This is a genomic window from Pseudarthrobacter sp. 1G09, from assembly GCF_050038305.1.
In the GTDB taxonomy this organism is placed as follows: Bacteria; Actinomycetota; Actinomycetes; order Actinomycetales; family Micrococcaceae; genus Arthrobacter; species Arthrobacter equi.
Genome location: NZ_CP188306.1, coordinates 2093466 through 2118471 on the forward strand (window position 1 = coordinate 2093466; position 25006 = coordinate 2118471).

At 67.5% G+C, this 25006-nt stretch carries 14 protein-coding genes; 2 read left to right on the forward strand and 12 right to left on the reverse strand.

The genetic code is table 11. The features are described from left to right. Window positions 1–66 precede the first annotated feature (66 nt). Entirely contained in the window at window positions 67–1110 is a 1044-nt protein-coding gene (locus ACP3TD_RS09650) for an AAA family ATPase (protein WP_426767046.1), read from the reverse strand. Window positions 1111–1269: 159 nt separating this feature from the next. On the opposite strand from ACP3TD_RS09650, the gene ACP3TD_RS09655 reads away from it, so the two are divergent. Beyond that, window positions 1270–2883 (forward strand): hypothetical protein, encoded by a 1614-nt coding sequence (locus tag ACP3TD_RS09655; protein ID WP_426767047.1) that lies wholly within the window; start codon window positions 1270–1272, stop codon window positions 2881–2883. Window positions 2884–3315: 432 nt separating this feature from the next. After that, window positions 3316–4467, forward strand: coding sequence for an MFS transporter (locus ACP3TD_RS09660; RefSeq protein WP_426767048.1), 1152 nt, complete (start codon window positions 3316–3318; stop codon window positions 4465–4467). A 39-nt stretch (window positions 4468–4506) separates the two neighbouring features. Here ACP3TD_RS09660 and ACP3TD_RS09665 read toward each other — a convergent pair whose 3' ends face one another. The 11 genes from ACP3TD_RS09665 to ACP3TD_RS09715 form a co-directional block, all read right to left on the reverse strand. Beyond that, window positions 4507–5109: a TetR/AcrR family transcriptional regulator gene (locus tag ACP3TD_RS09665; RefSeq protein ID WP_426767050.1), complete on the reverse strand. Its 603-nt coding sequence runs from the start codon at window positions 5107–5109 to the stop codon at window positions 4507–4509. A gap of 107 nt (window positions 5110–5216) precedes the next feature. Further along, entirely contained in the window at window positions 5217–6215 is a 999-nt protein-coding gene (locus tag ACP3TD_RS09670; protein ID WP_426767052.1) for an NADP-dependent oxidoreductase, read from the reverse strand. 81 nt (window positions 6216–6296) lie between these two features. Then, the gene (locus ACP3TD_RS09675; RefSeq protein WP_426767054.1) at window positions 6297–7010 is read right to left on the reverse strand and encodes an SDR family oxidoreductase; all 714 of its coding nucleotides are present in this window, start codon (window positions 7008–7010) and stop codon (window positions 6297–6299) included. 242 nt (window positions 7011–7252) lie between these two features. Continuing rightward, window positions 7253–8005, reverse strand: coding sequence for a 4'-phosphopantetheinyl transferase family protein (locus ACP3TD_RS09680; protein WP_426767056.1), 753 nt, complete (start codon window positions 8003–8005; stop codon window positions 7253–7255). Continuing rightward, window positions 8002–8802: an ABC transporter permease gene (locus ACP3TD_RS09685; RefSeq protein ID WP_426767058.1), complete on the reverse strand. Its 801-nt coding sequence runs from the start codon at window positions 8800–8802 to the stop codon at window positions 8002–8004. The genes ACP3TD_RS09680 and ACP3TD_RS09685 overlap by 4 nt, the downstream gene beginning before the upstream one ends. Beyond that, window positions 8799–9776: an ATP-binding cassette domain-containing protein gene (locus tag ACP3TD_RS09690; RefSeq protein WP_426767060.1), complete on the reverse strand. Its 978-nt coding sequence runs from the start codon at window positions 9774–9776 to the stop codon at window positions 8799–8801. Before ACP3TD_RS09690 ends, ACP3TD_RS09685 begins: the two co-directional genes overlap by 4 nt. Then, the gene (locus tag ACP3TD_RS09695) at window positions 9773–9985 is read right to left on the reverse strand and encodes an MbtH family protein (RefSeq protein WP_426767061.1); all 213 of its coding nucleotides are present in this window, start codon (window positions 9983–9985) and stop codon (window positions 9773–9775) included. Before ACP3TD_RS09695 ends, ACP3TD_RS09690 begins: the two co-directional genes overlap by 4 nt. Before the next feature lie 64 nt (window positions 9986–10049). Then, window positions 10050–20651 carry an amino acid adenylation domain-containing protein gene (locus ACP3TD_RS09700; RefSeq protein WP_426767062.1) on the reverse strand — a complete coding sequence of 3534 codons (10602 nt, stop codon included), beginning with the start codon at window positions 20649–20651 and terminating at the stop codon, window positions 10050–10052. Between the two features lie 103 nt (window positions 20652–20754). After that, window positions 20755–21024, reverse strand: coding sequence for a hypothetical protein (locus ACP3TD_RS09705; protein ID WP_426767064.1), 270 nt, complete (start codon window positions 21022–21024; stop codon window positions 20755–20757). 222 nt (window positions 21025–21246) lie between these two features. After that, entirely contained in the window at window positions 21247–23451 is a 2205-nt protein-coding gene (locus ACP3TD_RS09710; RefSeq protein WP_426767066.1) for an alpha-galactosidase, read from the reverse strand. A gap of 152 nt (window positions 23452–23603) precedes the next feature. Further along, complete coding sequence (locus ACP3TD_RS09715) at window positions 23604–24950, reverse strand: ABC transporter substrate-binding protein (protein ID WP_426767068.1); 1347 nt, start codon at window positions 24948–24950, stop codon at window positions 23604–23606. Between the last annotated feature and the right edge of the window lie 56 nt (window positions 24951–25006).

Below are 25006 nucleotides of genomic sequence, written 5' to 3' on the forward strand. Positions count from 1 at the left end.
TGAGGCCCTGCACCAGGGCCCTTTCCGTGGCTGACATCGGCTTGCCGATGCCGCTCCCTGATGTGGTCAGGCCAGCAGCCAGCGCCACCAGCGTGGCCGCTCCGGATCCGGTGTCGGTTCCGGTTCAGGTTGCGGTTCCTCTCCCAAGGCCAGCGCGGCCTGGACGATGTCGTCCACGGTGAGTGTCATGACTGCCTCACGGTCGAGCGCGTCGAGGCTTTGTTCCTCGTCGAGGGAGAGCCGCAGTGCCTGTCGGTTGATTGCCTGCTCGAACAGCGTGCGGGCGAACCGGGCGTTGCCGGAGTCCTCGCTCGCATGGAGTCCTGTGAAAATGCGGCGCAGCATCTGGTCCGTACCCGGTTCCAGGGTGTACTCGTGCTGGGCCAGCATCTGGTGGAAGATCGTCTGCAGTGCGTCCACGGAGTAGTCGGGGAAGGTGATTTCGCGGGCGAACCGGGAGCGCAGTCCGGGGTTCGAGAGCAGGAAGGACTCCATCAGCCTGGGGTACCCGGCCACGATCACCACCAGGCGGTGGCGGTGGTCCTCCATCCGCTTGAGCAGGATCTCAATCGCCTCGGGACCGAAGTCCATCCGGCCGTCCTCCGGTGCCAGCGCGTACGCCTCGTCGATGAACAGGACGCCGTCAAGCGCACGCCGGATCACCCGGTCCGTCTTGATGGCGGTCTGGCCAACGTACTGCCCGATCAGGCCCGAGCGGTCCACCTCGACCAGGTGGCCTTTCTGCAGCAGCCCAACGGCCCGGTACATCTCGGCCAGGAGCCGCGCCACTGTGGTTTTGCCCGTGCCCGGATTTCCGAGGAACACCAAATGCTGAGAGGTGGCCACTTCCGGAAGGCCGTGCGCTTTGCGGCGGGCCTGGACCTGGAGCAGTGCGACGAGGGCGCGCACCTGCTCCTTCACGGTCTCCAGTCCGACCAGCGCGTCGAGCTCGGCCTGCAGCTCGGCCAGCGGACGGGCCGGCCCGGGCTTGGAGCCCATCAGGTCACCCATCAGGTCGTCAACGCGTTCCGAACCGGGCAGCTTGAGCTGATCGGTCAGGTGGCCGATGGTTTCGCGCAGGTCGTCGAGCGGATTGCGGCTGAGAGCCATGCATCAACTGTAGACCCCGATTCCCGGCCGTAGAGGGTAGGGGACGTCCCGGGTGGCAAGGGTCGCGGGATTTCTCGAATCCGGGCTGCTTCCCGCCGCTGGCAGCGGCGCTCCCCGGGTGGGATAATTTTGGTCATCCTTTGAATGAGGGGGGCCATCATGGCCGGCCTTGCTGCTCTTCAACCTGGCCGCCGCTCCCGGGCATCCATGCCCCGGCTTCTGGCTGTATTGCTTGCGTTCGGGCTCGGGGTCCTGTTCGCTCTGCCTGCCCGGGCAGTTGACTACGGACACGACGTCTCCTGGCCGCAATGCCCCGGCGGGCTGCCGATGCCGCCGGACACCACGGAGTTCGTGGTGGTGGGGCTGACGCGCGGGCTCGCCTTTACCGAAAATCCCTGCCTGCAGCAGCAGTATCAGTGGGTGTTGGACCGCGGCGTCAGGGCCCAGGCGTATGCCATGGCGACGTTCCCCACCGCCGCCCAGTACGACACTTACGGCGACGGAGGCCCCTACCCTGCAACCACCCGCCCGGACCGGCTGCGCAACGTTGGGTACGCCGAAGGGCGCGCGGCCCTCACGTCCCTCACCAGGGTGGGGTGGCGGCCGGAGCGGATCTGGGTGGACGTCGAACCCCGCCCGGCACAGCCCTGGCCCAGCTCCTCGGCAGCCGAGCGGCAGGAAAACCGGTACGTCATCTCCGGGCTCCTTGCTGCACTGGCTGACGCCGGATTCCCGCACGGCTTCTACTCCTATGCGAGCGCCTGGGACGCCATCACGGGATCGTGGCAGCTTCCCGATGTGCCCGTATGGTCCCCGGCCGGGCGCCTCGACGTCGCCAGTGAAGCCTCAGACCTCTGCCTGAACCCCGGCTTCTCCGGCGGCACCGTCCACCTCACGCAATGGACCGACGGCACCTACGACTACGACATGACCTGCACGGCCGTCTACCAGGCCCACGTTGCTACGCTCGGCTGGCAGCCCAGCGTCTCCGACGGCGGCACCGCCGGCACCACCGGCCGGTCACTGCCGCTGGAGGCGTTGCGCCTCTCAGTGGCAGGAGACCGCCTGGCCGGCGATATCCTGTGGCGCGGGCATGTGCAAAACATTGGCTGGCAGCCATGGACGACGGCGGCGTCCCCCATCGGGACCACCGGTCCAGGTCTGCGGTTGGAGGCTTTGGAGTTGCGGCTGTCGGGGGACCTCGCCTCGCAGTACAGCATCCGGTACCGCGCCCACGTGCAGAACGTCGGCTGGCAGCCCTACGTGGTTGACGGTGCCACGGCCGGCACCGTCGGGCAGGGCCTGCGGGTGGAAGCGGTAACCATTGACCTGGTTCCAAAGATCGCTCCGGTATTCACCGCCGTCTATGCCGCACACATTCAGAACCGCGGCTGGACTACGAACGTCTCCGATGGCACGGTCGCCGGGACCACGGGCCAGGCCCTGCGGGTGGAGGCCCTGCGCCTCAACGTTTCCACTACGGCTTATGCCGGCGACATCCAATGGCGGGGACATGTCCAGGACATCGGCTGGCAGCCGTGGACTTCCTCGGCCAATCCCATCGGCACCACCGGGCAAGGGCTCCGTCTCGAAGCCTTCGAAATCAGGCTCACCGGTGACTTGGCGAACCACTACACCGTCTACTACCGCGCCCACGTGCAGGATGTGGGCTGGCAGCCATTCACTGCCGACGGCGGTACGGCGGGAACGACGGGCCTGGGCAAACGGATCGAGGCCGTACAGATCCTCCTCGCACCCCGAACCGGCAATTAGTAATGCCTCAGATGTAACTGCCCTTCGTGGCTGTGTCCGCGCTGAGGCTGCAGATCGAGGCCAGCCACGCGGTGACGGAGTGTGCTCTTTTCAGGAAGATGATGGATCCGTCCTGGCCACAAACAGGCATGGGACCGGAAAGAGGGTCCGCCATAACCCGTTACAGCAAGGCCCTGGCTACGGCTTCCGGAACCCGCTTTCATAAGAATGACTCCATTGCAGCAACCGCACTCAAAGGCCTGAACCTCAAGCCCTCCCGCATGCCACCGCATCTGATCCGGTTCAGATGCTGGCGGTGACGCCTGGACCAAGAAGCCAGGCCCGAAATAGATGAGAAAACACCCTATGCCTCGTGCCATATCCCCAACGACTACCGGGCAACACCCCGTCGACGCCCGGCCGCATCCCGCCCACTGGGGAGGCGTCTTCGCGATGTCACTCTGTGTCTTCGCGCTGATTGCTTCCGAATTCATGCCCGTCAGCCTGCTCACCCCCATGGCCGCTGAGCTTGACGTGACGGAGGGGCAGATCGGGCAAGGCATTGCCATCTCCGGAATCTTTGCCGTCCTGACCAGCCTGTCGATATCAACACTGGCCGGCAGGATGAACCGCAAGATGCTGCTGCTAGGGCTGACGGTGGTCATGGGAATCTCAGGTGCGATGGTTGCACTGGCTCCGGGCTACGCCCTGTTCATGATTGGCCGCGCGCTCATCGGTGTGGTGATTGGCGGGTTCTGGTCCATGTCGGCGGCCACGGCCATGCGCTTGGTGCCGCCGCACCAGGTGGCCAGGGCCCTTGCCATCTTCAATGGGGGGAACGCCCTTGCCACGGTCCTGGCAGCCCCACTGGGCAGCTACCTGGGGTCTGTCATTGGCTGGCGCGGCGCCTTCTTTTGCCTCGTTCCCATTGCGGTGATCGTCCTGGTGTGGCAATGGACCAGCCTTCCCTCCATGAAGGCCGCCGAGCGGAGTCCGGGCACTGCACATGTCTTCGGGATCTTCACCGCGCTCAAGAGCCCTCCGATCGCCTGGGGCATGGCAGCCTGCGGGTCATTCTTCATGGGCCAGTTCGTCCTTTTCACCTACGTCCGCCCTTTCCTTGAAACGGCGACGGGTATCGACGTGACCGGCGTTTCCCTTGTCCTGCTGGTCATCGGCGGTGCCGGCGTCGCGGGTACCCTCCTGATCGACCGCGTCCTCCGCAAGGGGCTGTACCGCACACTTATCGCCATTCCGGCGTTGATGGCGGTCGTCGCGGGGGCCCTTGTGCCTTCGGGTGCCTGGGTCGCTGCCGTCGTGGTGCTGCTCGGCCTGTGGGGGCTCCTGGCCACGTCGGCCCCGGTCGGCTGGTGGGCGTGGATCGCAGAAGCAATGCCCCACAATGCCGAAGCCGGCGGGGGCCTCATGGTGGCAGTGATCCAAACATCAATCGCCGTTGGCTCCACTCTGGGTGGGCTGCTGTTCGACTCTGTTGGCTACCGTGGCGCGTTTTTGACGAGTGCCGCCCTTCTCCTGATCGGTTCCTGCCTGGCCTTCCTGACGGCCCGGACGGTACGACGGGACGCGCCCCTGGCATCGGAGTGACCCGCCACGGAGCTGTAGACGCGGGGGTACCCGAATGAATTATCGGCGCGCAAGCAGGCTGACTTGCGCCTCTATGTCCTGCAGAATCGTCGCGGCGGTCAAAGACGCGTTCACGCTTGCGGCCATGGTGACGAACATGATTGACGAAATAATCCGGGCCGTCGTTGCTGCGTCGCCGGTAGCAATACGGCCATGGCGGCCCAGGACGGCAGCGACGGCTTCCTCTGTCCGGGCAACGATGGAGAGGGCCTGGCCATGGTGCGGCTCCGCCGGATCGCCGAACACCATTTCCCGCAGGTACACGCGTCCGTTATCGACCTGGACGCGGTTACACTCCACGATGGGCCGCACGATGGCCATCACCGCACCCATAACGTCCGGAATGGCTTCAGCGTCGGCCCGGCCCCGCTCAAGCGCTTCGGCGTAGTGGGCGTTTTGAACGAGGAGGAGGAGTTCGCCCTTGTTCCTTGCGTAAAGGAACAGGGTTCCGGTGCCGATGTCAGCCTTATCGGCAATCTGCTGGGTGGTGACATCGTCGACCCCGTACTGGGCGAACAGTTCGGTAGCTGCGGCCGTGATGCGGTCCAGCTTCTCCTGCTTGTTCCGTTCCCGCCGTCCCGGCGGTTGAGGTGTAGCAGGCATCGGATTCCTCTGGACTCAAACTGACTGAACTCAATATTGAGTATATATAACCAGGCGTGGTTCTCCCGGGCGTGATGTCGGGATGAGCGCGGTGAGGCCGGGCCGGCTCAGTTGGTGACTGTGAGGACTGCTTTGCCGCGGAAGCCCCCCGCGGCCAGGGACTCCAGCGCCGCAGGGGTTTCGTCGAAGCTGGCGACCTTCCCGACAATGGGGCGCAGCACGCCGTCGTCCACCAGTGCACTGATGTTTCGCAACTGGTTTCCGTTGGCCCGCATGAAGAGGAACTCGTAGCTGACGCCGAGTTTCTTCGCCCGTCTGCGGACCCTGGTGCTGAGCGCTGCGATAGCCAGGCGCAGTATGGGGCTCAGCCGGGCTTCGCGCGCAAAGCCAGGATCCGGCGGCCCTGAAATTCCAATGGCCTTGCCGCCAGGTTTGAGGATACCCAGTGACTTTTCCAGGGTTTTTCCGCCGAGGCTGTCCAGCACCAGGTCGTAGCCGCTGAGGAGCTGCTCAAAATCCTGCCTACGGTAGTCGATGACGGTGTCCGCCCCAAGGTCGCGTACGAAGTCGGCGTTGTGGTGGCTCGCGGTGGTTGCAACCGTCGCGCCCAGGTGCTTGGCGAGCTGGATGGCGATGGTGCCCACACCGCCGGCGCCGGCGTGAATGAGGACTTTTTGCCCGCGACGCACATTTCCCCGCTCGACGAGGGCTTGCCACGCGGTAAGCGCCACGAGCGGCAGTGACCCCGCCTCCACCATGCTGACCGAAGCCGGTTTCAGCGCCAGGTCTTCCTCTGCAATGGCAATCCGCTCAGCAAACGTGCCAATACGGTCTTTCCGGGGGCGGGCGTACACTTCATCCCCGGGTTTGAACCCGCGGACGGCTGCCCCCACTGCGAGCACCGTGCCGGCAACATCGTTGCCCAGCACCAGTGGAAACCTGTAGGGAAGGATCTGCTTGAACTCACCCGTGCGGATCTTGTCATCCAGCTGGTTGAGGCCGGCTGCCTGGACTTTCACCAGCACGTCCCCTTCGCCAACTATCGGCTCGGCAACCTCAATTTCGCTGAGTGGGTCCTTGTAATTGTTGATACCAAAAGCCCGCATGCGGGTTGCTCCTTCTGGGTTGTGTTCAAAGGGCTGACGCCGGGCCACGGCAACATTGTGGCCCAAGGTGATGCGGCTGTTTTAGGACTTGCTGCGCGCAAGTTGAGGGTAGAGCGCCTCGATGGGGGCACTGAGCCCGGCTTTGAGCTGCACAGACGTCTGGTCGGCGAGGACCTCGTACTCGCCGGCTTCGACGGCATCCAGCACCGTGGTGACCAGTTCAGCCGGGTCCATCTTGGGGTCGGTGGCGTGCGCCGCCATCGACGTGTCGACATAGCCGACATGGACGCCCACCACGTGCACCCCTTCGGGTGCCAGTTCCAGGCGCAGCGAGTTGGTGACCGACCACAGTGCTGCCTTGGTGGCACTGTATATGCCGCCAACGGCGTACCAGCTCATCGCAGAGTGGATGTTGATCATCGCGGACTTGTCGTTCGCTGTCAGAACCGGTGCGAAGGCACGGGCGAGGAATAGGGGGCCGAGGAAGTTCGTCTCGACGTTGGTTCGGATTTCCGCGTCGGGATGCGTAAGGATGCCCGGGGTAGCGACACTGGCTCCAGCGTTGTTGATCAGCACAGTGACGTCATCCGCGGCCGTCACGGCAACCTGTATTGAGTCCGGGTCCGTGATATCGAGGGCAAGCGGGACGATGCGCTCATCATCCCAGCTGCGCGGTGTGCGGGCCGTGGCGTACACCTTGCTGGCGCCCCGGGCCAGCAAGGTGTGAACGAAGTGTGTGCCGATGCCGCCGTTGGCGCCAGTGACGAGGACGACTGCTCCATTGAGTGAATACATGTTGGGAACCTTCCTGGGCTGTAAGCCGTGCGCGCCGGTTGGCGCGGACCGTGCGGGACCGAAAGCCCCGCATGCAACCCGGCATTTCACCGGGTGACTACACTCATAACTGAGTGCGCTCAGCAAATATTCCCGGGGTTGGAGAAGGCAACATGGCCGCACCAGTATCGGCGTGCTGCAATCCACCCGGGAGGAAGACACATGGAGCGGGCACCGGAGCGGGCGGTTAAGCGATCCGCCTGTCAGCCTGCCGGCAGTGGAGGCAGCAAATCGGTCAAAGACAGCCTGGTGAGTGACGTAAGCCCCGCTGCGGACAGGGCCGCGGCGTACCCCGGAGGGGCAGGAAGGAAAACCGCACCCAGTCCGTGCACTTGCGGGTGGGCAGAACTGTCGGCGCGGAGGGTGGAGCAGTCGTCGTCGTTGGCCGGATCGCCGGCCAAATGGACTTCGGCCGGAGGTACGCTGAGGCCGAGCCCGGCCGCCTTGAGTACTGCTTCCTTGGCCACCCAAAGTCGGAGCCGCGCGGGTATGTCACCGGGGGCAAGCGCTCCACGTTCGGCCGCGGACGCGACGTACTGGTCGAACGCGCTGTGCAGGGTGTCGGGAATGTGTTCGATATCCGCGCCCACCGGGGTGCCCTCCGGTCCTGCGGCCACCATTACGGCGCCCTTGCTCCGGGACAGGCTGAGGCTGGCCCCCGCTATTGCCGGCTTGCCGTGCCCGGTGCTCCCGCAGCCGGTGCACCGCCGGGTAACTTCCAGTTGCGGCGCCTCGGCGAACCCGCGCCCCAGCCGGTGCGCAGCAAGCAACCGGAACAGTGCGTGGGAGGCCAGATAGTCCAGGCGGTCTCCGGGGCGGGCAAAGCGCCGGGCGGATTGTGCTTCGGCAGGGGAGAGGCAGGCCGTCAAACCGCCAATCGGTTCGCAGGCGGCCTCAAGATCTGCAGAAAAGACGGTGAGGAAAACCGTGCCGGCAGCAGGGTTTGGGCTGTTCATCGCCGGCTGATGCGCCGGTACTGGGTAATGGCCAGCGGCGCGAACACCGCAATGATCCCGACGCTGCAGAGCACCGAGTAGAGCACCGCGTTATCCGCCGCCCAGCCGCCCGGAACGCCGAAGCCGGCGGGGGCCGTATTCCCGAACAGTTCTCGCGCCGCAGTGGCGACGGCGGTGACCGGGTTCCATTCGGCGATGGTCCTCAGCGGGCCGGGCAGGGAATCCACCGAGACAAATGCCCCGGAGATGAACGTGACGGGGAACAGCCACACGAGGCCCAGGCTCTGCGCCACTTCGACGCTGCGGGCGGTCAGCGCAATCACGGCGCCGATCCAGGACACCGCAAAGGCGAAGAGCAGCAGCAGGGCCAACGCCGCAAGAGCGGGCCCGGGGCCGTTGGTGATCCGCCAGCCGATAGCCAGACCGCACAGCATGGTGGCAGCTACGGACAGCACGCTGGTGGCGAGGTCGGAGGTGGTGCGGCCCAGGATCACTGCGCCGCGGGACATCGGCAGGGACCGGAACCTGTCGATGAGGCCCAGCTGAAGGTCTTTGGCGAGGTACACGGCCGTGAAGGAGGCGTTGAAGGTGAGCGTCTGCGCCAGGATTCCGCCGATCAGGAAGCTTCGGTACTGGTCGCCGCCGAGGGTGCCGCCGAACACGAAGCCGAGCAGCAGCACGAACATGATGGGCTGCACGAGGCCGGTCACCAACGCGCCGGGTGTCCGGAGGACATTGAGGAGGTTGCGGCGGGCAATGACGGAGCTGTCCCTCGCGGCTGCTGTAATGGCGGTCATACAGTCACTTCCTCCTTTTCGGCGCCGGTCATGGACGCGTCGGTGGCGTGGCCGGTCAGTCTAAGGAACACATCGTCCAGGGTGGGCCTGCGAAGCGAGGCCTCTTCCACTGCAAGGGACTGTGCGTCGAGTTCGGTCAGGATGCGCACCAGGGTGCGGTGGCCTTGCGGGGCGGCGATGGACACGCCCAGGTTCTGCGGATCCAGCTCGGGCCGGACGTCCGGGCCGGCGGCGGCGTGGAGCACGGCGGCGGCGGCGGGCAGGTCGGCAGCATGGCGCATGACGACGCCGATGCGTTCGGTTCCGGCATTTTGCTTCAGTTCTGCGGCTGTCCCCTCGGCGATGACTTTGCCGTGGTTGATGACGGCGATATTGTCGGCCAGCCGGTCCGCTTCTTCCAGGTACTGGGTAGTCAGGAGCACAGTGGTGCCGTCGGCGACGAGCCGGGAGACGACATCCCATGTGTCCAGGCGGCCGCGCGGGTCCAGCCCTGTGGTGGGTTCGTCGAGGACAACCACCTTCGGCCGGGCCACAATGGCACCCGCGAGGTCCAGGCGGCGCCGCATTCCGCCGGAGAAGGTTCCCGACCGTTTGGTTGCCACATCCGTGAGCCTGAAATTCTCAAGCAGCTCCGACGCCCTGGCGGAGGCCGTACGCCGGTTCATGCCGTACAGGCGACCCACCATGTGCAGGTTCTCGAAAGCGGTGAGTTTTTCGTCCACGGCCGCGTACTGCCCGGACAGGCCCAGGTTGCGACGCACCAGGTCCGGGGCCGACAGCACGGAGTGCCCTGCCACCCGGGCATCCCCGCTGTCCGGAGCCAGCAGCGTGGTGAGGATCTTGACGGTGGTGGTCTTCCCGGAGCCGTTCGGCCCAAGAAGCCCCAGTACAGTTCCCTCACCGGCCTTCAGGGTCAACCCGTCGAGGGCTTTGAAGCTGCCGAAGTTCTTGCTGACGTTCTCTACGCGGATCACTGCGAAGCGGCGAGCTCGGAAACCTTGCGCGGAGCCATGTCCGTCCACGTCCGCGACACGTAGTCAAGGCACGCTTGCCGGTTGTCGGGGCCGAACATGGTCACCCACCCCTCCGGGACGGCTGCAAAGACGGGCCAGAGGGAGTGCTGCTGGTACTCGTTGACCAGTACGGAGAAGGTGGCGGACTTGTCATCGAACGGGTTCGTCATTATGACCTTTCCTGGCATTCTTGGTGGTGTGCGGGGGCCCCAGGCGTCACAGGAGCATCATCAGTTATTCGGTTCCGCCGTTCAGGTGGATGGCCAGGGAAGGCATGATTGTCCTGAGAGCCCGGTCACTGAGGAGCTGGGAATGCTTCTCGCCGACAGGAACATCGGTGATGGCCCCGGTGACGAACGGCGACCATGAATCGCTGCCGGGAGTGCCCGGCGGGACCTGCTCTGTGGCGCGGAAGAACAGCAGGTCACCGGTGAACAGTTGGGGCCGTTCGTCCCGGATCAGGCGTGCCAGCACCGGGAAGTTCCGGGCCATGGCCTCCACCGAATCCGTGGGGACCGTTCCTACCGGGTTGTGGTTGGCGCGCAGGATCTCCTGGGCGCGGTGCACATCCATGCCTGTCAGGTCTTCCCCGGTGAGGTCGTAGCCCTGCGCTTCCAAGTAGCTCGCCCACAGCGCCTGGCCTTCGCCGGGCGCAGTGTTGTTTTCCTGGTTGTCCGGGAAGGCGTCGAGGATGGACAGGAACGCCACCTCGTGGCCACGTTCCTGCAGCCGGGTGGCCAGCCGGTGGGCCAGATAGCCGCCGAATGACCAGCCCAGCAGGTGGTACGGCCCCTCGGGCTGGACGCTGCGGATCCGGGCAACGTAGTCATCAGCCAGTTCCGTCAGGGTTGCGGCAGCCACCGGAGAGGTCCGGCCTGGTTCCATGCCTGGCATCTGCAGCCCGATCAGTGGGCGTTCGGGATCCAGCTGCCCCAGCATGGACGCAAATCCCCAGCCGATGCCCGACGCCGGGTGCACGGCAAACAACGGTGCCTTGGACCCGGCCGCCCGGAGGGGCAGCACCTCCCGCAGGCTGTCCGCGATGCTGGCACGCGAGCCGTTGGCCGCTTCGAGCAGCAGCCCTTCCACGGTGGGCGCCCGGAACAGCGACTGCACCTGCAGGTCCGTGCCCAGGGCAGCGTTGACCTTTGCGACCAGCGGCTGCGCCAGGAAGGAGTGGCCCCCGAGTTCGAAGAACGACTCGTCAACGCCCGCCCGGTCAAGGGACAGCACCTCGGCGAAGATGCCGGCCACTGTCTTCTCCTGCGGGGACCGCGGCGCACGGCCTCCGGAGCGTGCCGCGGTGGCGGCATCGGGGAGCGCGTTGGCATCCACCTTGCCGTGCGGCGTCAGCGGCACTTCCGGGATCACCATGACCACTGAGGGCACCATGTAGTCCGGCAGTGCCGCCTGGGCGTGGCGGCGCACTGCGTGGGGCAGGTCTTCCGAGGCGTCACCGGTCGGGACCACGTAACCCGCCAGCCGCGCTGCGCTGCCTTCACCCACTGCCCGGACCACTGCGGCCCGGACGCCCGGGGCAGCCCTCAGGACCGACTCGACTTCGCCGGGTTCCACCCGGAAACCACGGATCTTCAGCTGCCCGTCGTTGCGGCCGGCGAAGACCAGCCGCCCGTCCGGGTGGCGGTAGACCACGTCACCGGTGCGGTACATCCGTTCGCCGCCGCCATGGAAGGGGTCCGGCACGAACCGTTCAGCAGTAAGGTCCGGGCGTCCGCGGTAGCCCCGGGCCAACTGCGCGCCGGCGATGTACAGTTCGCCGGCTGCGCCCGGGAGGGCGTGCTGCAGCCGGTCATCCAGGACGTAGAGCCGGGTACGGGGCGTGGGCCGGCCCAATACGGGCGCATCACTGTCGGCCACCGCTGCCACGACGGTATCCACGGTGGCTTCGGTGGGGCCGTAGAGGTTCCAGGCCCGGACGCCGGGAAGCGCCGCCACCGACGTCCACAGGCCGGCGTCGAACGCTTCGCCGCCCAACGCGAGGCTGAAGGCCTCCTGGCCGCCCGGGTGGTTGGCCAGGTAGGCGGCAAACTCCGGTTCGGCCAGGAGTTGGCGCAGGTAACCCGGAGTTGTCTCCCACGCACTGATGCCTTGGCGGACAAAGTACCCGGCGAGGGCCGTTGGGTCCCGGCGGAGGTCGTCGGAGAGCAGGTGCAGTTCATGTCCGGCAGCCAGCCAGAGGATGGGATCCCACGATGCATCGAAGCCGACGCCCGTTGTGTGGGCCACCTTCCGCCTGCTGATGCCGGCAAGCAGCGTCTCCCGGTGGGAGGCCAGCAGCGCGGCCAAGGCACCGTGGCTGACCTCCACGCCTTTGGGCCGGCCTGTCGAGCCGGAGGTGAACATCACCGACGCAAGCTCACGCGGGTCCCTGACCCGGTGGGGCACCGGCGGCTGCGCGGTGGTGCGGGCCAGGTCTTCGATCAGGAGCACGCGGGGTTGAACATCCAGCCCCGCCAGGATGCCGGAGAGCCTGGAAGCTACGACCGAGCTGGTGAGCACTACCTCGGGCGCGGCATCTTCGAGGATGGCGGCCACGCGCTCGTCCGGATAAGCGGTATCTACGGGGTTGTAGGCGCTGCCCGCCAGCAACACCCCGAGGAGGGCCTCGACCGTGCCGGCGGACCTGGGTACCATGACGGACACCAGGCCGCCGCCCGTGCCGGCTGCGGTGAGTCCGGCGGCGACGCGTTCGGCAGACGCTGCCAGGTCCGCGAAACTGAGCGAACCGGCGTCGGACACAAGCGCCACGGCGTCCGGCCTGGCACGGACTGCCGCCGCGAAGGCCGCCGGGATGTCCTGGTCGGCATGCATTGGGGCTTGTCCGGGTGCCTGCCCGGCCCCGACGGCGGAAGTTCCGGCGAGGGAGCCCGCCGTTGCCGCAACCAGGGCACGCGCCTCGTGTTCTTCCAGCAGTGGCAGCTCCGACAACGGCACGTCCGGAGCCGAGGCGGCCAGGTCCAGCAATCGAGTGAACCCTGCCGCGAGGCGCCGGGCGGTGCCCGGTTCGAACATGGCGGAGTTGTAGTCCAGCGTTCCGGCCAGGCCCCCTTCGGCATCCGGCCGAAGCGTGAAGGACAGATCGAACTTGGCCTCTCCTGTTCCGGCCTCCGGCTCGGGAACCACCGTGACGCCGGGAAGCTGGGGGACCGCCGGCACGTCGCTGTCCACCGTGAGCATGGTCTGGAACAGGGGATGGCGGCCCAGTTCGCGTTCCGGGGCCGCGGCCTCCACCAGCCGTTCGAAGGGCACATCGTCATGGTCGAAGGCGTCCAGGATGCTGGCCCTGGACCGGTCCAGCAGGGTGCGCAGGCCAGGGTCGCTGGCGGCGTTGACGCGCAGCGGCAGGGTGTTCACGAAGAAGCCCACCATGGGGGCGAGCAGCGGATCGGCGCGGCCCGCGGTGGGCGAGCCGATCACCAGGTCCTCACCGGCGCCGGTCCGGAGCAGGTAGCCGGCAAGGCCGGCGTGCAGGGCCATGAACAGGCTGGCGTTCGACGACGACGCGAGGGTTGAGAGCGCTGCGACACTGTCAGGGGACAGGCGGAAGCCCACCTGGCTGCCCGGTTGGCGTGCGGTGCGGGGCCGCTGGTGGTCAGCGGGCAGCATCAATTCGGGCGGGATCCCGGCGAGGGCGTGCCGCCAGTGGCCAACCTTTTCAGCCAGGGCGGCCCCGGCCAGTTGCTGCCGCTGCCAGGAGCTGAAGTCGGCGTACTGCAGCGGCAGGGGAGCCAGGGCCTGTGCAGCCGGCGCCCCGTCCGCGGCCGCGAGCGCCGCTGAGTACGCCGCGGAAAGGTCCCGTGCCAGCGGTGCCAGGGAAGCGCCGTCGCCGGCGATGTGGTGGATCACCAGGTGCAGTACCCATTGCGGTCCTGTCTCCTGCGGTGCTTCACCGGCCTCGCCATGGATCCGGATGAGCCCGGCCCTCAGCGGCACCTCGGTGCGGACATCGAAGCCGCGGCTTGCCTGTGCCTGCAGTTGGTCGCGGAGGTTGTCCTCTGATGTGGCGGTGCTGACGGCGAGGTTCATCCAGGCCGCGTGGCCGGCGCTGCCGGTGGAGAGGATGTGCTGGCCGGGGACGCCGCCGGCCTCCGGGTATACCGTCCGGAGGACCTCATGCCGGTGGAACAGCGCCTTCACGGCAGAGGCCAGGGCCCGTTCGTCGAGGGTGCCGGTCAGCCTCACTGCCAGGGAGATGTTGTAGTCGGCAGCGCCTGGATCAAGCTGGTTGAGGAACCACATGCGTGCCTGCGCGTGGGACAGTTCCAGGTGCTCCAGCCGGGTGGCTCCGGCGGTGTCCAGCCATTCGCCGAGCGGCATGATGGCGGTGCCAGTGTTCGCGGCCATGCCGGGCCCGTCGGCGTCTCCGGCCGCGACGGTGTCCGTCCCGGCGTCTGCCGTTCCGGGCCGCAGCGCGGCCAGCAGCCCGGCCGGGGTGGGGGCCTCGAACAGGGTGCGCAGGGGAAGTTCCCGGCCGAGGGCCGTCCGGATCCTGCCCATCAGGTCGATGGCCAGCAGTGAATGCCCGCCCAGGGCGAAGAAGTCGTCGCCCATGGAGACGTTGTCCACGGCCAGGACGGCGGCAAAAGCGGCCGCCATGGCGTGCTCGTCCGTGGTCTGCGGTGCTGCCCCCACCCCGGCTGTTGATGCGGCGGGGGCGGGCAGGGCCTTGCGGTCCAGCTTGCCGTGCGGAGTCAGCGGTATGTCCGGGATGGGTATGAGGATGGCCGGAACCATGTAGTCCGGCAACCGTTCCGCAGCGTGGGCCCGGATGTCCTCCGGTGCAGCGGCTCCGGTGTAGTAGGCGATCAGCCGGTGTGCCGGTTCGCCGTCGGGAAGAACCACGGCCCGGTCCACCAGTGCGTGGGCACCAAGCGCAGCCTCAATTTCACCCGGTTCCACCCGGAATCCGCGGACCTTCACCTGCTCGTCGTTGCGGGCAACGAATTCGAGGGTCCCGTCGCCGGTTCGCCGCACCAGGTCGCCGGTGCGGTACATCCTGCTGCCGTCGGTGGCGTAGGGGTTGGCCACGAACCGGGCCGCTGTTTCGCCGGAGCGCTGGTGGTAGCCCTGGGCCATTCCGGCTCCGGCCAGGTACAGCTCTCCCGGGACCCCCAGGGGTACCAGGGCGAGGTGCTGGTCCAGGACCAGTGTGGCGGTGTGGGCGATTCCCGTGCCGATGGTGGGCCGGGTCCCCTGGATCCGCGCGGTGGCGCAATCCACGGTGAATTCGGTGGGCCCGTAGAAGTTCCAGGCGTCCACGCCGGGCATGTCGGACAGGGTTGCCCACAGCCCGGCAGGCACAGCTTCGCCGCCCAGCAGCAACAGCAGCGGCAGTGCCTGCCCGGTACCTGCGGTTTGGGAAGCCGGCTCCGCACCGAGGCCGAACTGCAGGAGCTGGCCCGCGTAGGAGGGGGTGGTTTCCAGGACTCCGATGGCGTGGTCCTGGCAGTAGGAGGCCAGCGCCTGGGCGTCTGTGCGCACGGCATCGGCCACGATGTGAAGTTCGGCGCCGGCCACCAGCCACAGCATGGGGTCCCAGGCTGCATCGAATCCGAGCCCTGCGATGTGGGCCACGGAAACCGTTGTGCCCCGGGCTGCCTCGAACCGCGGGGTATAGAGCGTCCGGAGATGGTGCGAGTAGAGATTTGCCAGTGCACCGTGCGATACGGCGACGCCTTTCGGCCGGCCAGTCGATCCCGAGGTGAAAAGGACGTAAGCGAGGTCTTCTGGAGCGGGCCGACGCCCGGCCAGGTCTGTGTCAGTGACGCTGGTTCCGGCGGCGATCAGCATCTCCAGGGTGACTGTCCGGTCGGCCGGAACGGGGCCCGCCTGACCCGGGGCCCCGGGTGGGGTAAGCACCAGGGCGGGGCCTCCGTCGTCGAGGATCATGGCGATCCGTTCGGCCGGGTAGGTGAGGTCTACCGGAATGTACACCGCTCCCGCAGCAAGGACCGCGAGCGCGGCCGTGGCCACATCTGCCGTGCGGGGAAGGGCCACGGCCACCCTGTCGCCGGGCTGGATGCCCAGCGCCACCAGGCCCCTGGCCACAGACTCCACGCGCTGCCCCAGCCGGCCAAAATTGAGGCCTGCGGCCAGGCCATCTGCGTCCACCACGGCGGACGCAGATGGGGTCCTGGCGGCGGTGGCCAGGAAGGCATCCACTACCGTTTGGCCAGTCCCGTCCCCGGTGCTGTACGCGGTGTTTCTGGTGCTGTGCGCCAGCACCAGGGCCTGCTGTTCAGGCGACTGGATCCGCAGCCTGTCCAAAGTGACGGTGGGGTCAGCGGCGAACTGGTCCACCACGGCCAGGAAGCCGTCGGCCAGCTGTTGGGCGGTGTCCGCGTTGAAGAGGGCGGGGTCGTAGGCGAGGGATCCGGTGAGGCCGCCGGCCCTTTCGGCGAGGTCCAGGAGCAGGTCGAATTTGGCTCCGGCTGCCTCCCGGGCCTGGTCCGCCGTGGCTTCCAGGCCGTCCATGGCCAGTTCGGTGGTGGCGGTGTTCTGCAGGGTCAGCATGACCTGGAACAGGGGGTGCCGGTGCTGCGAGCGGGAAGGGTTGAGCTCCTCCACCACCCGCTCGAAGGGTGCATCCTGGTTGGCGTAGGCATGCAGGTTGGTATAGCGGACGCTCTCCACGAGTTCACCGGCGGTGGGGTTGCCGGAGGTGTTCGTGCGCAGGACCAGCGTGTTGACGAAGAAGCCCACCAGGCTGTCCAGCTGGGTGTCCGTCCGCCCGGCCACGGGAGTGCCCAACGGAATGTCGTCGCCGGCGCCGGTCTTGGTGAGCAGTGCCGCGAAGGCAGCCTGCAGCACCATGAACAGGCTTGCGTTGTGCTCCCGGGCCAGGGCGTTGAGCCGCTCCGCCGTTTCGCGGCCAATGTTCAAAGCAACGGACGACGCCGGACCGCCGTCCGGGTGCGCAGCGTCACCGCTGGTGCCGCGAGCGCGGTCAAACGGCAGCAGCAGCTCCTCCGGGGCGCCGCGCAGTTCGCGTGCCCAGAACTCCAGCTGCCGCGAGATGGGGCTCTCCGGATCAGACTCGCTGCCCAGTTCGGAACGCTGCCAGAGCGTGTAATCGGCATACTGCACCGGCATCGGCGGCAGATCCACGTCTGTGCCGGCGGCGAGGTGGTTGTACGCGGCCGATAAATCCCGGGCCAGGGGTGCCAGGGACCAGCCGTCGGCAGCGATGTGGTGCAGGGTGACGGCAAGGACGTGATGGTCCGGTGCCAGCTGGAACAGGACCGCGCGCAACGGCAGGTCCCGGCCCAGGTCGAACCCGCGCCCCGTCTCCGCGGCCAGTGCGGCCGGCAGCCCGGCGGTGGAGCATTCCACGGCCACCAAGGATGGCCGCCCCTCTTCCGGTGGCAGGATGTGCTGGGCGGGTTCGCCGTCAACCAGGGGGAACACCGTGCGGAGTGTCTCGTGGCGGGCGGTGACTTCGCCGAGGGCCGCAGCCAGGGCTGTGACGTCCAGGGGCCCGCGCAGGTCCAGGACCACCGGGATGTTGTAGGTCCCGGCCGCGGGATCCAGCCGGTTCAGGAACCACAGCCGGCGCTGGGCGAAGGACAGCGGCAGGACTGCCGGCCGGGTGACGGCCGTCAGCGGCCGGGCCGGAGCCGTGCCCAGGTCCAGGGTTTCGGCAAGGGCCGCCACGGTGGTCTTTTCGAAGACGGTGCGGAGCGCGGGAGCCGTGCCGGTGCGGTCCCGCAGCAGGGCCACCAGCCGGGTGGCCAGCAGTGAGTGGCCGCCCAGGTCGAAGAAGTCGTCCTCCAGCCCCACCGAGTCGAGGCCCAAAACGTCACGGAACGCAGCGGCCACGATCTGTTCGGGCTCGTTGCGCGGGGTAGTGGCGGAGGTGTCCTGTTCCGGTACGGGCAGCGCCTGGACGTCCAGTTTTCCGTTGGGTGTCAGGGGCAGGACAGGGATGCTGGTGACGGCGGCGGGCACCATGTAGTCGGGCAGGTGGCGCCGTGCCTGCCGCCGAAGGTCGGCGGTGTCCAGCGGATGCTGCGGCCCGGCGTCGGCCGTGGGTGCCGGGGTGACGTACGCCAGGAGCTGGTCGTAGCCGGCCCGGTTGGTGCCTACGGTGATGGCTGCCTGGTCTACGCCGGGCAGGGCGCGCAGCACCTGTTCGATCTCGGCGAGTTCAATGCGGAATCCCCGGATCTTGACCTGGGCATCAAGCCGCCCCCGGAATTCAAGGGTGCCGTCGTCCTGGCGGCGCACAATGTCTCCGGTGCGGTACATCCGCGAGCCGTCCAGTGCGAAAGGGTCCGCCACAAAGCGTTCGGAGCTGAGCCCGGGCTGGTCCAGGTAACCGCGGGCAAGGTTGATGCCGGCAACGTAGAGCTCGCCCACGGCATTGTCCGGAACCGGGTTCAGGCCGGAGTCCAGGATGTAGTGGCGGGTGTTTGCCACCGAACCTCCCAGGGTGGGTGCGGTGCCAGCTTCCATGACCGCGGTGAGCGAGTCCACGGTAGTTTCAGTGGGTCCGTAGAAGTTGTAGGCAACAACGCCGCTGCGCCCCGCCAGGTCTTCCCACAGCTGGGTGTCCACTGCCTCGCCGCCCAGGGCCACCACGGACGGATGCCGTTCCTGGTCGAACAGTCCACCGGCCACCAGTACCTTGGCGAAGGAGGGCGTGGTCTCGATGGAGTCGATGCCGGCCTCGGCCAGATAGGCGCTGAGGGCCTCGGGATCCCGGCGGGTGCTGTTGTCCACGAGATGAAGTTCATGTCCGGCCACCAGCCACAGGATGGGGTCCCAGGAGGCGTCAAAGGACAGCCCCGCGGTGTGCGCCACCCTCAGCTTGCGGCCCAGCCGCTCCTCCGCCGGGGCGAAGATGGAGTCCCGGTGGGAGGTGTAAAGGTTCAGCAGGGCCAGGTGTTCAACGCCAACGCCCTTGGGCCGGCCCGTGGAGCCGGAGGTGAAAATGATGTACGCGAGGTCCTGCTGGGCGGCAACGGGCGGGGGAGCCGACCCGTCCTTGCCGGCGAGGCAGGCCTCCATCAGGGCGGAGTCCAGGACCGTGACGGGGACGTCGGTGGCCAACTCCTCGTGTCCGGGTGCCGGCGGGTTCCCCGGCCCGGATTCTGCCGCCGTAAACGCTGCTGAGGTGAGGAGCCTCAGGGGAGCGGCGTCGTGGAGCATTCCCTCCACGCGGCCTGCCGGGTAGTCCGGATCCAGCGGAAGATAGGCGGCGCCGCACTTGAGGATCGCCAAGAGTGCTATCGGCAGCAACAGGCCTCGGTCCAGCCGCACCGCCACGGTGCTGCCGGGTCCTGCGCCGTGCCCGGCCAGGAACCGGGCCAGTTGGTTCGAACGGGACTCCAGTTCAGCGAACGTGAGAGTTCCCTCCGGGGCCACGACGGCCGTCTGAGCAGGCTGTGCCGCCGCATTCTGCTGGAATTCCTCCACGATGGTGTGGCCCGGCAGGTGCTGGCCGTGCGCCTGGCCCGCGGCGAGAAGTTGTTGCTCCTCGGCCGGGGTGGTTACCGCCAGGTCAGCCACCAGCGCGTCGGGGCGGGTGGCCACATTCTCCAGCAGGCGAACAAAGCGGTCAAGGTGGCCGGCGAGCACGTCCTGCGTGTACATCGCCGCGTTGGCCTCGAACTGGACTGTGGGCTGCGGTGCTGCGGCGCCGGCGCCGGCACCGAGGCCGTGGACCACGACGGAGAGATCGTCGATCGGTCCGGTAGAGAGGATGTTCATCGCACCCCGGGCCTTGCCGAAGGCGATCGCGTCCAGGACGGGCAGGATATTTACCGATGGGCCCAGGTAACCGCCGCCGGTGTCCAGGTCCTCATAGCGGAAGCGCTGATGGACCAGGGCGCCGCGGAGGCTGCGTCCCACGGCAGCGGCGGTGGCGGCGACGGTTTCGCCGGGATCGACGGCAAGCTTCACGGGAACGATGTTCGACAGCATTGACGGCGTTGATTTGGCCAAATGCCCACGCCGGGCCGTGACGGGCAGTGCCACCGAGACGGTGCGCTCACCGGTGATCCGGTGCAGGTACAGTGAGGCAGCCGTCAGGACCAGCGCCGGCGCGCTCGCGGGCGCGCCCTCGAGGGCCATGGCGGCGGCGGGCGGGAGGGCCACGGAAGCCCGGATCAGCGATCCCGCGGCACCGTTGGGCCGCCCGGCCAGGCCAATGGCAGGAGGCGCCTCGGAAAGCTCGGCATCCCAGAAGGCACGGTCTGCGGCCGCGCCCCCGGACCCGGCATAACCTGCCTCAGCCGCCAGGAGGTCCTTGAACCGTGCAATACCCGGACCTTCCCCGGTGGCCAGCCCGCCGCCGTCGTCCGCCAGAAGGGTGTTGTAGAGCTCAGCCACCCGGCGCAGGACCAGGACCGCGGAATAGCCGTCCAACAGGAGGTGGTGCACGCGCTGGTAGAAGAAGTGCCGTTCGGGGGCGAGGCGGATGAGCTCCGTGTGGAGCAGGTTGTCCGACGACGGATCCCGGGGCAGCGCCAAATCTGCGTCCATGAGGGCGCGGGCCTGTGCTTCCGGGTCTGCAGCGCCGGCCAGGTCTGTGACGTCCAGGATGGCCGGCCGCGGGCGCGGGTACTGGAACGGCCCGTCTTTGTCCTCGCTGAAAGCCATGGTGAGGGCCTCGGTGCCTGCAACGCCCTGCTTCAGGGCGGCCGCCAGGACATCGTGGTCCAAGGGCCCGGTGATCTCAACGAACTGACCGATCTGGAACATCGGATTCTCCGGTGCCAGCTTCTGGGCATACCAGATGCCGCGCTGGGCCTGGGTCAGGTCCAGCCGCGGAGAAGCGGTGCGGGCAGGGGAGTTCAGTGCGTCGTGGGACATGTTCCTTCTCAGGATCTCGGGGCCGGCTGGCACAGCGGGGGCATGGCGAAGCACCGCTGCCCGGCGTGGAAGCCGGGGGCAGCGGTTGGTCAGGCGGGGAAGGTTACTGGAACTGGCCGAACTGGAAGGGGCCTGTGTCGCCCAGGTCTACCAGTGGGCCGTCCACCACGGGACCGTTGATGACGCCGCCGTTCAGGATTCCCCCGGCGAGGATGTTGCCCAGGAGCGGTGAGCCGCTGGACTGCTGGGTCACTTCAGTGACGGGGCCGGACGCCGTGGCGGCCTGCGCGGGGAGGGCGGTTGCGGCGAAACCGGTCAGGGCCAGCAGGGAAGCGGCGGCGGTCCGGGTAATGGTCTTGGCACTCTGGTTCACGATCATCTCCAGTCAGGTATAAAACAGATTCCACACTCGTTCAGGTGTCATAAGGGCATTCGGACCTGACGGAGGACCGGATGGGCGGCAACGCCATGCCAGCGCATGCAACCCTGGGAACCGGGGCTTCCGGGGCGGTCGCTCCGGCCAACGTTTTCGTGCCACACACGGATGGCCCGGCGGAAGATCCGCCGGGCCATACGTGTAGTGGGTTCTGGGTGCCTAGAGGGCAGTGACCTTGATGAGCAGGGCGTGTTCGGGGTTGAGCATCGGCATGGGCAGGCCCACCTCGCCGAGGAACTGGCCGCTGGCTGTTGCGCCGTCCGTGAGCCAGGCCGGCGGCTGCACCTGGGTGAAGGTGTGCCCATAGTCGCTGTCGCCCGGGGCCGGGAAGATGGGGTCCACCCGGTAGGTCCGGTCCGGGTCGAGGCCGGGCAGGCCCATCCTTCCCGGCTGCTCGGCACCCGAGGTGCGGGCACAGACGAAGGCGAACAGCGCCGCCGTCGTACCTTCCGCAGCGGGTTCCGCCGCTGTGACGCCGTGCAGCTGGTATGCCTCATCCGTGATGTCCGCGTGGACCGGGCGGCCGCTGTGGATCAGGCCCCGGTGCTCCTTGTAGAGCCCGACGACGCGCCGCAACTCCTCCCGTTCGGCCCCCTGGACGCCGCGGACGTCCCATTCCATGCCGAAGTGGCCGAAGAAGGCCGTGATGGCACGGAAGGAAAGGTCATGCGTGCGTGCGGTGGTGTGCGAAGTGGTGGGGCCGATGTGGCTGCCCACGAGCTCCGGCGGAACCACGGCGCCGGTCCATCGCTGGATGGTCTGCCGTTCCAGGGCGTCGTTGCAGTCCGACGCCCAGACACGCCCGGTCCGCTCCAGGATTCCCAGGTCAACGCGTCCCCCGCCGGAGGAGCAGCTTTCAATTTCGACGCCGGGATGGGCCTTGCGGAGCCCGTCGAACAGACGGTACGCAGCGAGGGTCTGTTCGTGGACGGACGCGCGGCCGGCGTGGCCCTGTTCAACGATGTCCCGGTTCTGGTCCCACTTGAGGTAGCTGATGTTGTTCTCACCCAGGAGTGCCGAGATCCGGTCGAAGACGTACTGCCAGGCTTCCGGGTTGACGAGGTCGATGACGTGCTGGTTGCGCCATTCAAGGGGCAGCCGGCCGCCGTCCTTGTGGGCTACCGCCGACGGGCCCGAAATCCAGTCCGGGTGTGCCCGGGCAACATCCGAGTCCAGGTTGACCATCTCCGGTTCCACCCACAGCCCGAACTCCATTCCCCGCGAGGTGACGGCATCGATCAGCGGCGTCAGCCCGTCCGGCCAGAGGGTTTCGTCCACGTACCAGTCGCCCAGGCCCGCGTGGTCGTCACGTCGGCCCCGGAACCAGCCGTCGTCGAGCACGAAGCGCTCCACGCCGAGGTCCGCGGCGGAATCGGCAAGTTCGATCAGGGTGTCGAGGTCGTGGTTGAAGTACACGGCCTCCCAGGTGTTCAGCACCACCGGGCGCGGCTTCGCGGCGGGAGCGCCGGCTGCGGCGGCTGTGTCGGCAGGAAGGATGTGGTGGGGGCGGGACCGGAACCAGCTGTAGAAGGCCTCGGTGATGCCGTCCAGGCCGCGGTCCGAATAGGCAGCGAAGAGGGCGGGCGTGCTGTAGCTGCCGCCCGGCGCGAGGACGACTTCCGCGGAGCCCAGCAGTTCCGAACCGCCAATCATGGTCCGTCCATCGCCGATGGTGTCTGCGAACTGCTCGTGGTTGCCGCTCCATGCCAGGTGGGTGGCCCAGACCTTGCCGTGCCGGTTACCGAAACTCTGGGTGCCGGCGGCGAACAGGAGGGAAGAGTCGTGCCCGGTGCGGCCGTGCCGTCCGGAGCGGACCCACGTGCCCTGCTGGATGGGCCGCCGCTGCGGGTGTCGTTCGCGGCACCAGCGTCCTGTGAGGTCGAGGAGTTCGACGGCGTCCGGCGCCACCGGGAGGACGGTGGCCAGTTCGTCCACCTGGAAGGCGGTGGTGCCGTTGTTGGTGAGGGCGTGCCGCAGTTCCAGCAGGCCGCCGGGGTGCAGCGTGAGGGAGGTGGCCACGCTGATGCCGGTGTCCGCGTCGGCCTGGACGATCGTGGCCCGCCCGGCGCCTGCGGTGTCCACCGACGTGACGCGGAGGCGGGAGGAGAAATCCAGGCCCGGGGCGCCGTCGGTGATCCGGTTGCCGCGGAGGGCAGGGCGGCCCCGCCAGGACGAGGAAGCCTGGGGGAGGAGCGCGGCCGGGACGCGGGCGTCCACGGAGGAATTTCCCACGGGCGTGGTGAGGACGGCGAGGTCTGGAAGCGCTGCACCCAGGTCCGCGCCCCAGTGGATGACCTCGGCCTCCCCGCTGTCGAAGCTGATCAGCAGGCTGGTGCCGGCGGAACGGAGGTGCAGGGGATCCATGGTGGTCTCTTTCGGTGTTCAGGGGTGCGTCTTAAGTTACGCATAACGGGAATGCCAGGGAAAGGGGTGGCCGGGTGCCGCCGCCGCGAGGAGGAGGACGGCGGGACCCGGCCGGGTGGCTGCGACCACAAACGCAGCCACGACTGTGGGGGTTACTTGAACAGCGCGTTGACCTGTTCGTTGGCGGCCGTCAGCGAGCTGACCGGCGCCTTACCGGACACTACGGCGTCCATGGCCGGTTCCATGATGCCCTTGACCTTGGCGGTGTTGTCCGTGATCGGGTACAGGAACGTGGTCTTGTTCTTCACGTGCTCGGTGAAGGCGGTGACGTCCACGCCCTTGGCCTGGAACGCTGCGGCGGCCTTGTCCGAGGATGCCTTCAGTGCGGGGAAGACCACGGCCTTGGACGCAACGACGTCCTGGCAGGAGGAGGAAGCCAGGTATTCAACCCACTTGATGGAGGCGTCCTTCTTCTTGGTGCCGGCCCAGATGGAGTCGGCCAGGCCGTTGAACATGGAAGCGCGCTTGTCTTCGGGGCCCACCGGGGTGGGAGCGATGCCCACCTGGATGCCCTTGTATCCGGTGTACTGGCCGATCATCCACGAACCGTGGGCGTTGATGGCGGACTTGCCGGCGGCGAAGGTGTCGGCCATGCTGGCGCCGACGGTGGTTTCGAGCTTGGGCATGTAGCCCTTGTCCGCCAGGCCCGCGAACCACTGCATGCTGTCCTGGAACTTCGGGTCGTCATAGTTGTAGTGGGTGCCCCACGGGTTTTTGTCCGTGTGGGACCAGCCGGTGGTGTTGGTGAGGTAGCTCCACTCGGTCTGGCCGGAGGAGTCGCCGCCGCCGTTCAGGCCCAGGCCGTAGACCTGGACGTTGTTCTTGTCGAACCCGGGTTCGTCGCCGCGCTTGCCGCTCTTGTCCACGGTCAGGTGGGCGATGACCTTCTCGTAGGTGCCGCCGTCCTCGGGGTTCCAGGTGAGGTCCTTCATCTGGTCCTCGGAAATGCCGGCGGAAGAGAGCATGTCCTTGTTGTAGAACAGGCCGATGGTGTCCCAGTCCTTGGGCAGGCCGTACCGCTTGCCGTCCTGGCCAACCCAGAGGTCCGCGAGGCCTTCGTTGTAGGCGGACAGGTCCACCTTGTCCTTGGCCACTGCGTCATCGATGGCCAGCAGCTGCTTGTTCTCGGCGAGCTCGCCGTAACGGCCCAGGTGGTTCGTGAAGACATCCGGTGCGGTGCCGCCCACGAAGCCGTTGGTGAGGGTGCTCCAGTAGTCGTCCCAGCCGCGCTGGGTGATCTTGATGGTGATGTCCGGGTTGGCCTTGGTGAAGTCGTCGGCGCACTGCTGGTAGGCGGGGAGCTGGTTGGCATCCCAGAGCCAGTAGCTGATTTCGCCCTTTCCGGCTTCGGCCGAACCGCCGCCGCTGCCGCAGGCGGAGAGGGCGAGGACTGCTGCGGCGGCCGCAGCAAGGGCGCCGGTTGCTGTCATTTTCTTCATGAGAGGTCCTTTCAGGGATGTTTTCGGGCAGGCCGCCATGGCCTGCGCGAGGTTGC

Excerpts from the sequence above, each read along its gene's own strand:
- ACP3TD_RS09660 (WP_426767048.1), top strand. The coding sequence starts at position 3,316 with ATGTCACTCTGTGTCTTCGCGCTGATTGCTTCCGAATTCATGCCCGTC.
- ACP3TD_RS09650 (WP_426767046.1), bottom strand. The coding sequence starts at position 1,110 with ATGGCTCTCAGCCGCAATCCGCTCGACGACCTGCGCGAAACCATCGGC.
- ACP3TD_RS09710 (WP_426767066.1), bottom strand. The coding sequence starts at position 23,451 with ATGGATCCCCTGCACCTCCGTTCCGCCGGCACCAGCCTGCTGATCAGC.
- ACP3TD_RS09680 (WP_426767056.1), bottom strand. The coding sequence starts at position 8,005 with ATGAACAGCCCAAACCCTGCTGCCGGCACGGTTTTCCTCACCGTCTTT.
- ACP3TD_RS09655 (WP_426767047.1), top strand. The coding sequence starts at position 1,270 with ATGGCCGGCCTTGCTGCTCTTCAACCTGGCCGCCGCTCCCGGGCATCC.
- ACP3TD_RS09670 (WP_426767052.1), bottom strand. The coding sequence starts at position 6,215 with ATGCGGGCTTTTGGTATCAACAATTACAAGGACCCACTCAGCGAAATT.
- ACP3TD_RS09700 (WP_426767062.1), bottom strand. The coding sequence starts at position 20,651 with ATGTCCCACGACGCACTGAACTCCCCTGCCCGCACCGCTTCTCCGCGG.
- ACP3TD_RS09695 (WP_426767061.1), bottom strand. The coding sequence starts at position 9,985 with ATGACGAACCCGTTCGATGACAAGTCCGCCACCTTCTCCGTACTGGTC.
- ACP3TD_RS09665 (WP_426767050.1), bottom strand. The coding sequence starts at position 5,109 with ATGCCTGCTACACCTCAACCGCCGGGACGGCGGGAACGGAACAAGCAG.
- ACP3TD_RS09715 (WP_426767068.1), bottom strand. The coding sequence starts at position 24,950 with ATGAAGAAAATGACAGCAACCGGCGCCCTTGCTGCGGCCGCCGCAGCA.
- ACP3TD_RS09675 (WP_426767054.1), bottom strand. The coding sequence starts at position 7,010 with ATGTATTCACTCAATGGAGCAGTCGTCCTCGTCACTGGCGCCAACGGC.
- ACP3TD_RS09685 (WP_426767058.1), bottom strand. The coding sequence starts at position 8,802 with ATGACCGCCATTACAGCAGCCGCGAGGGACAGCTCCGTCATTGCCCGC.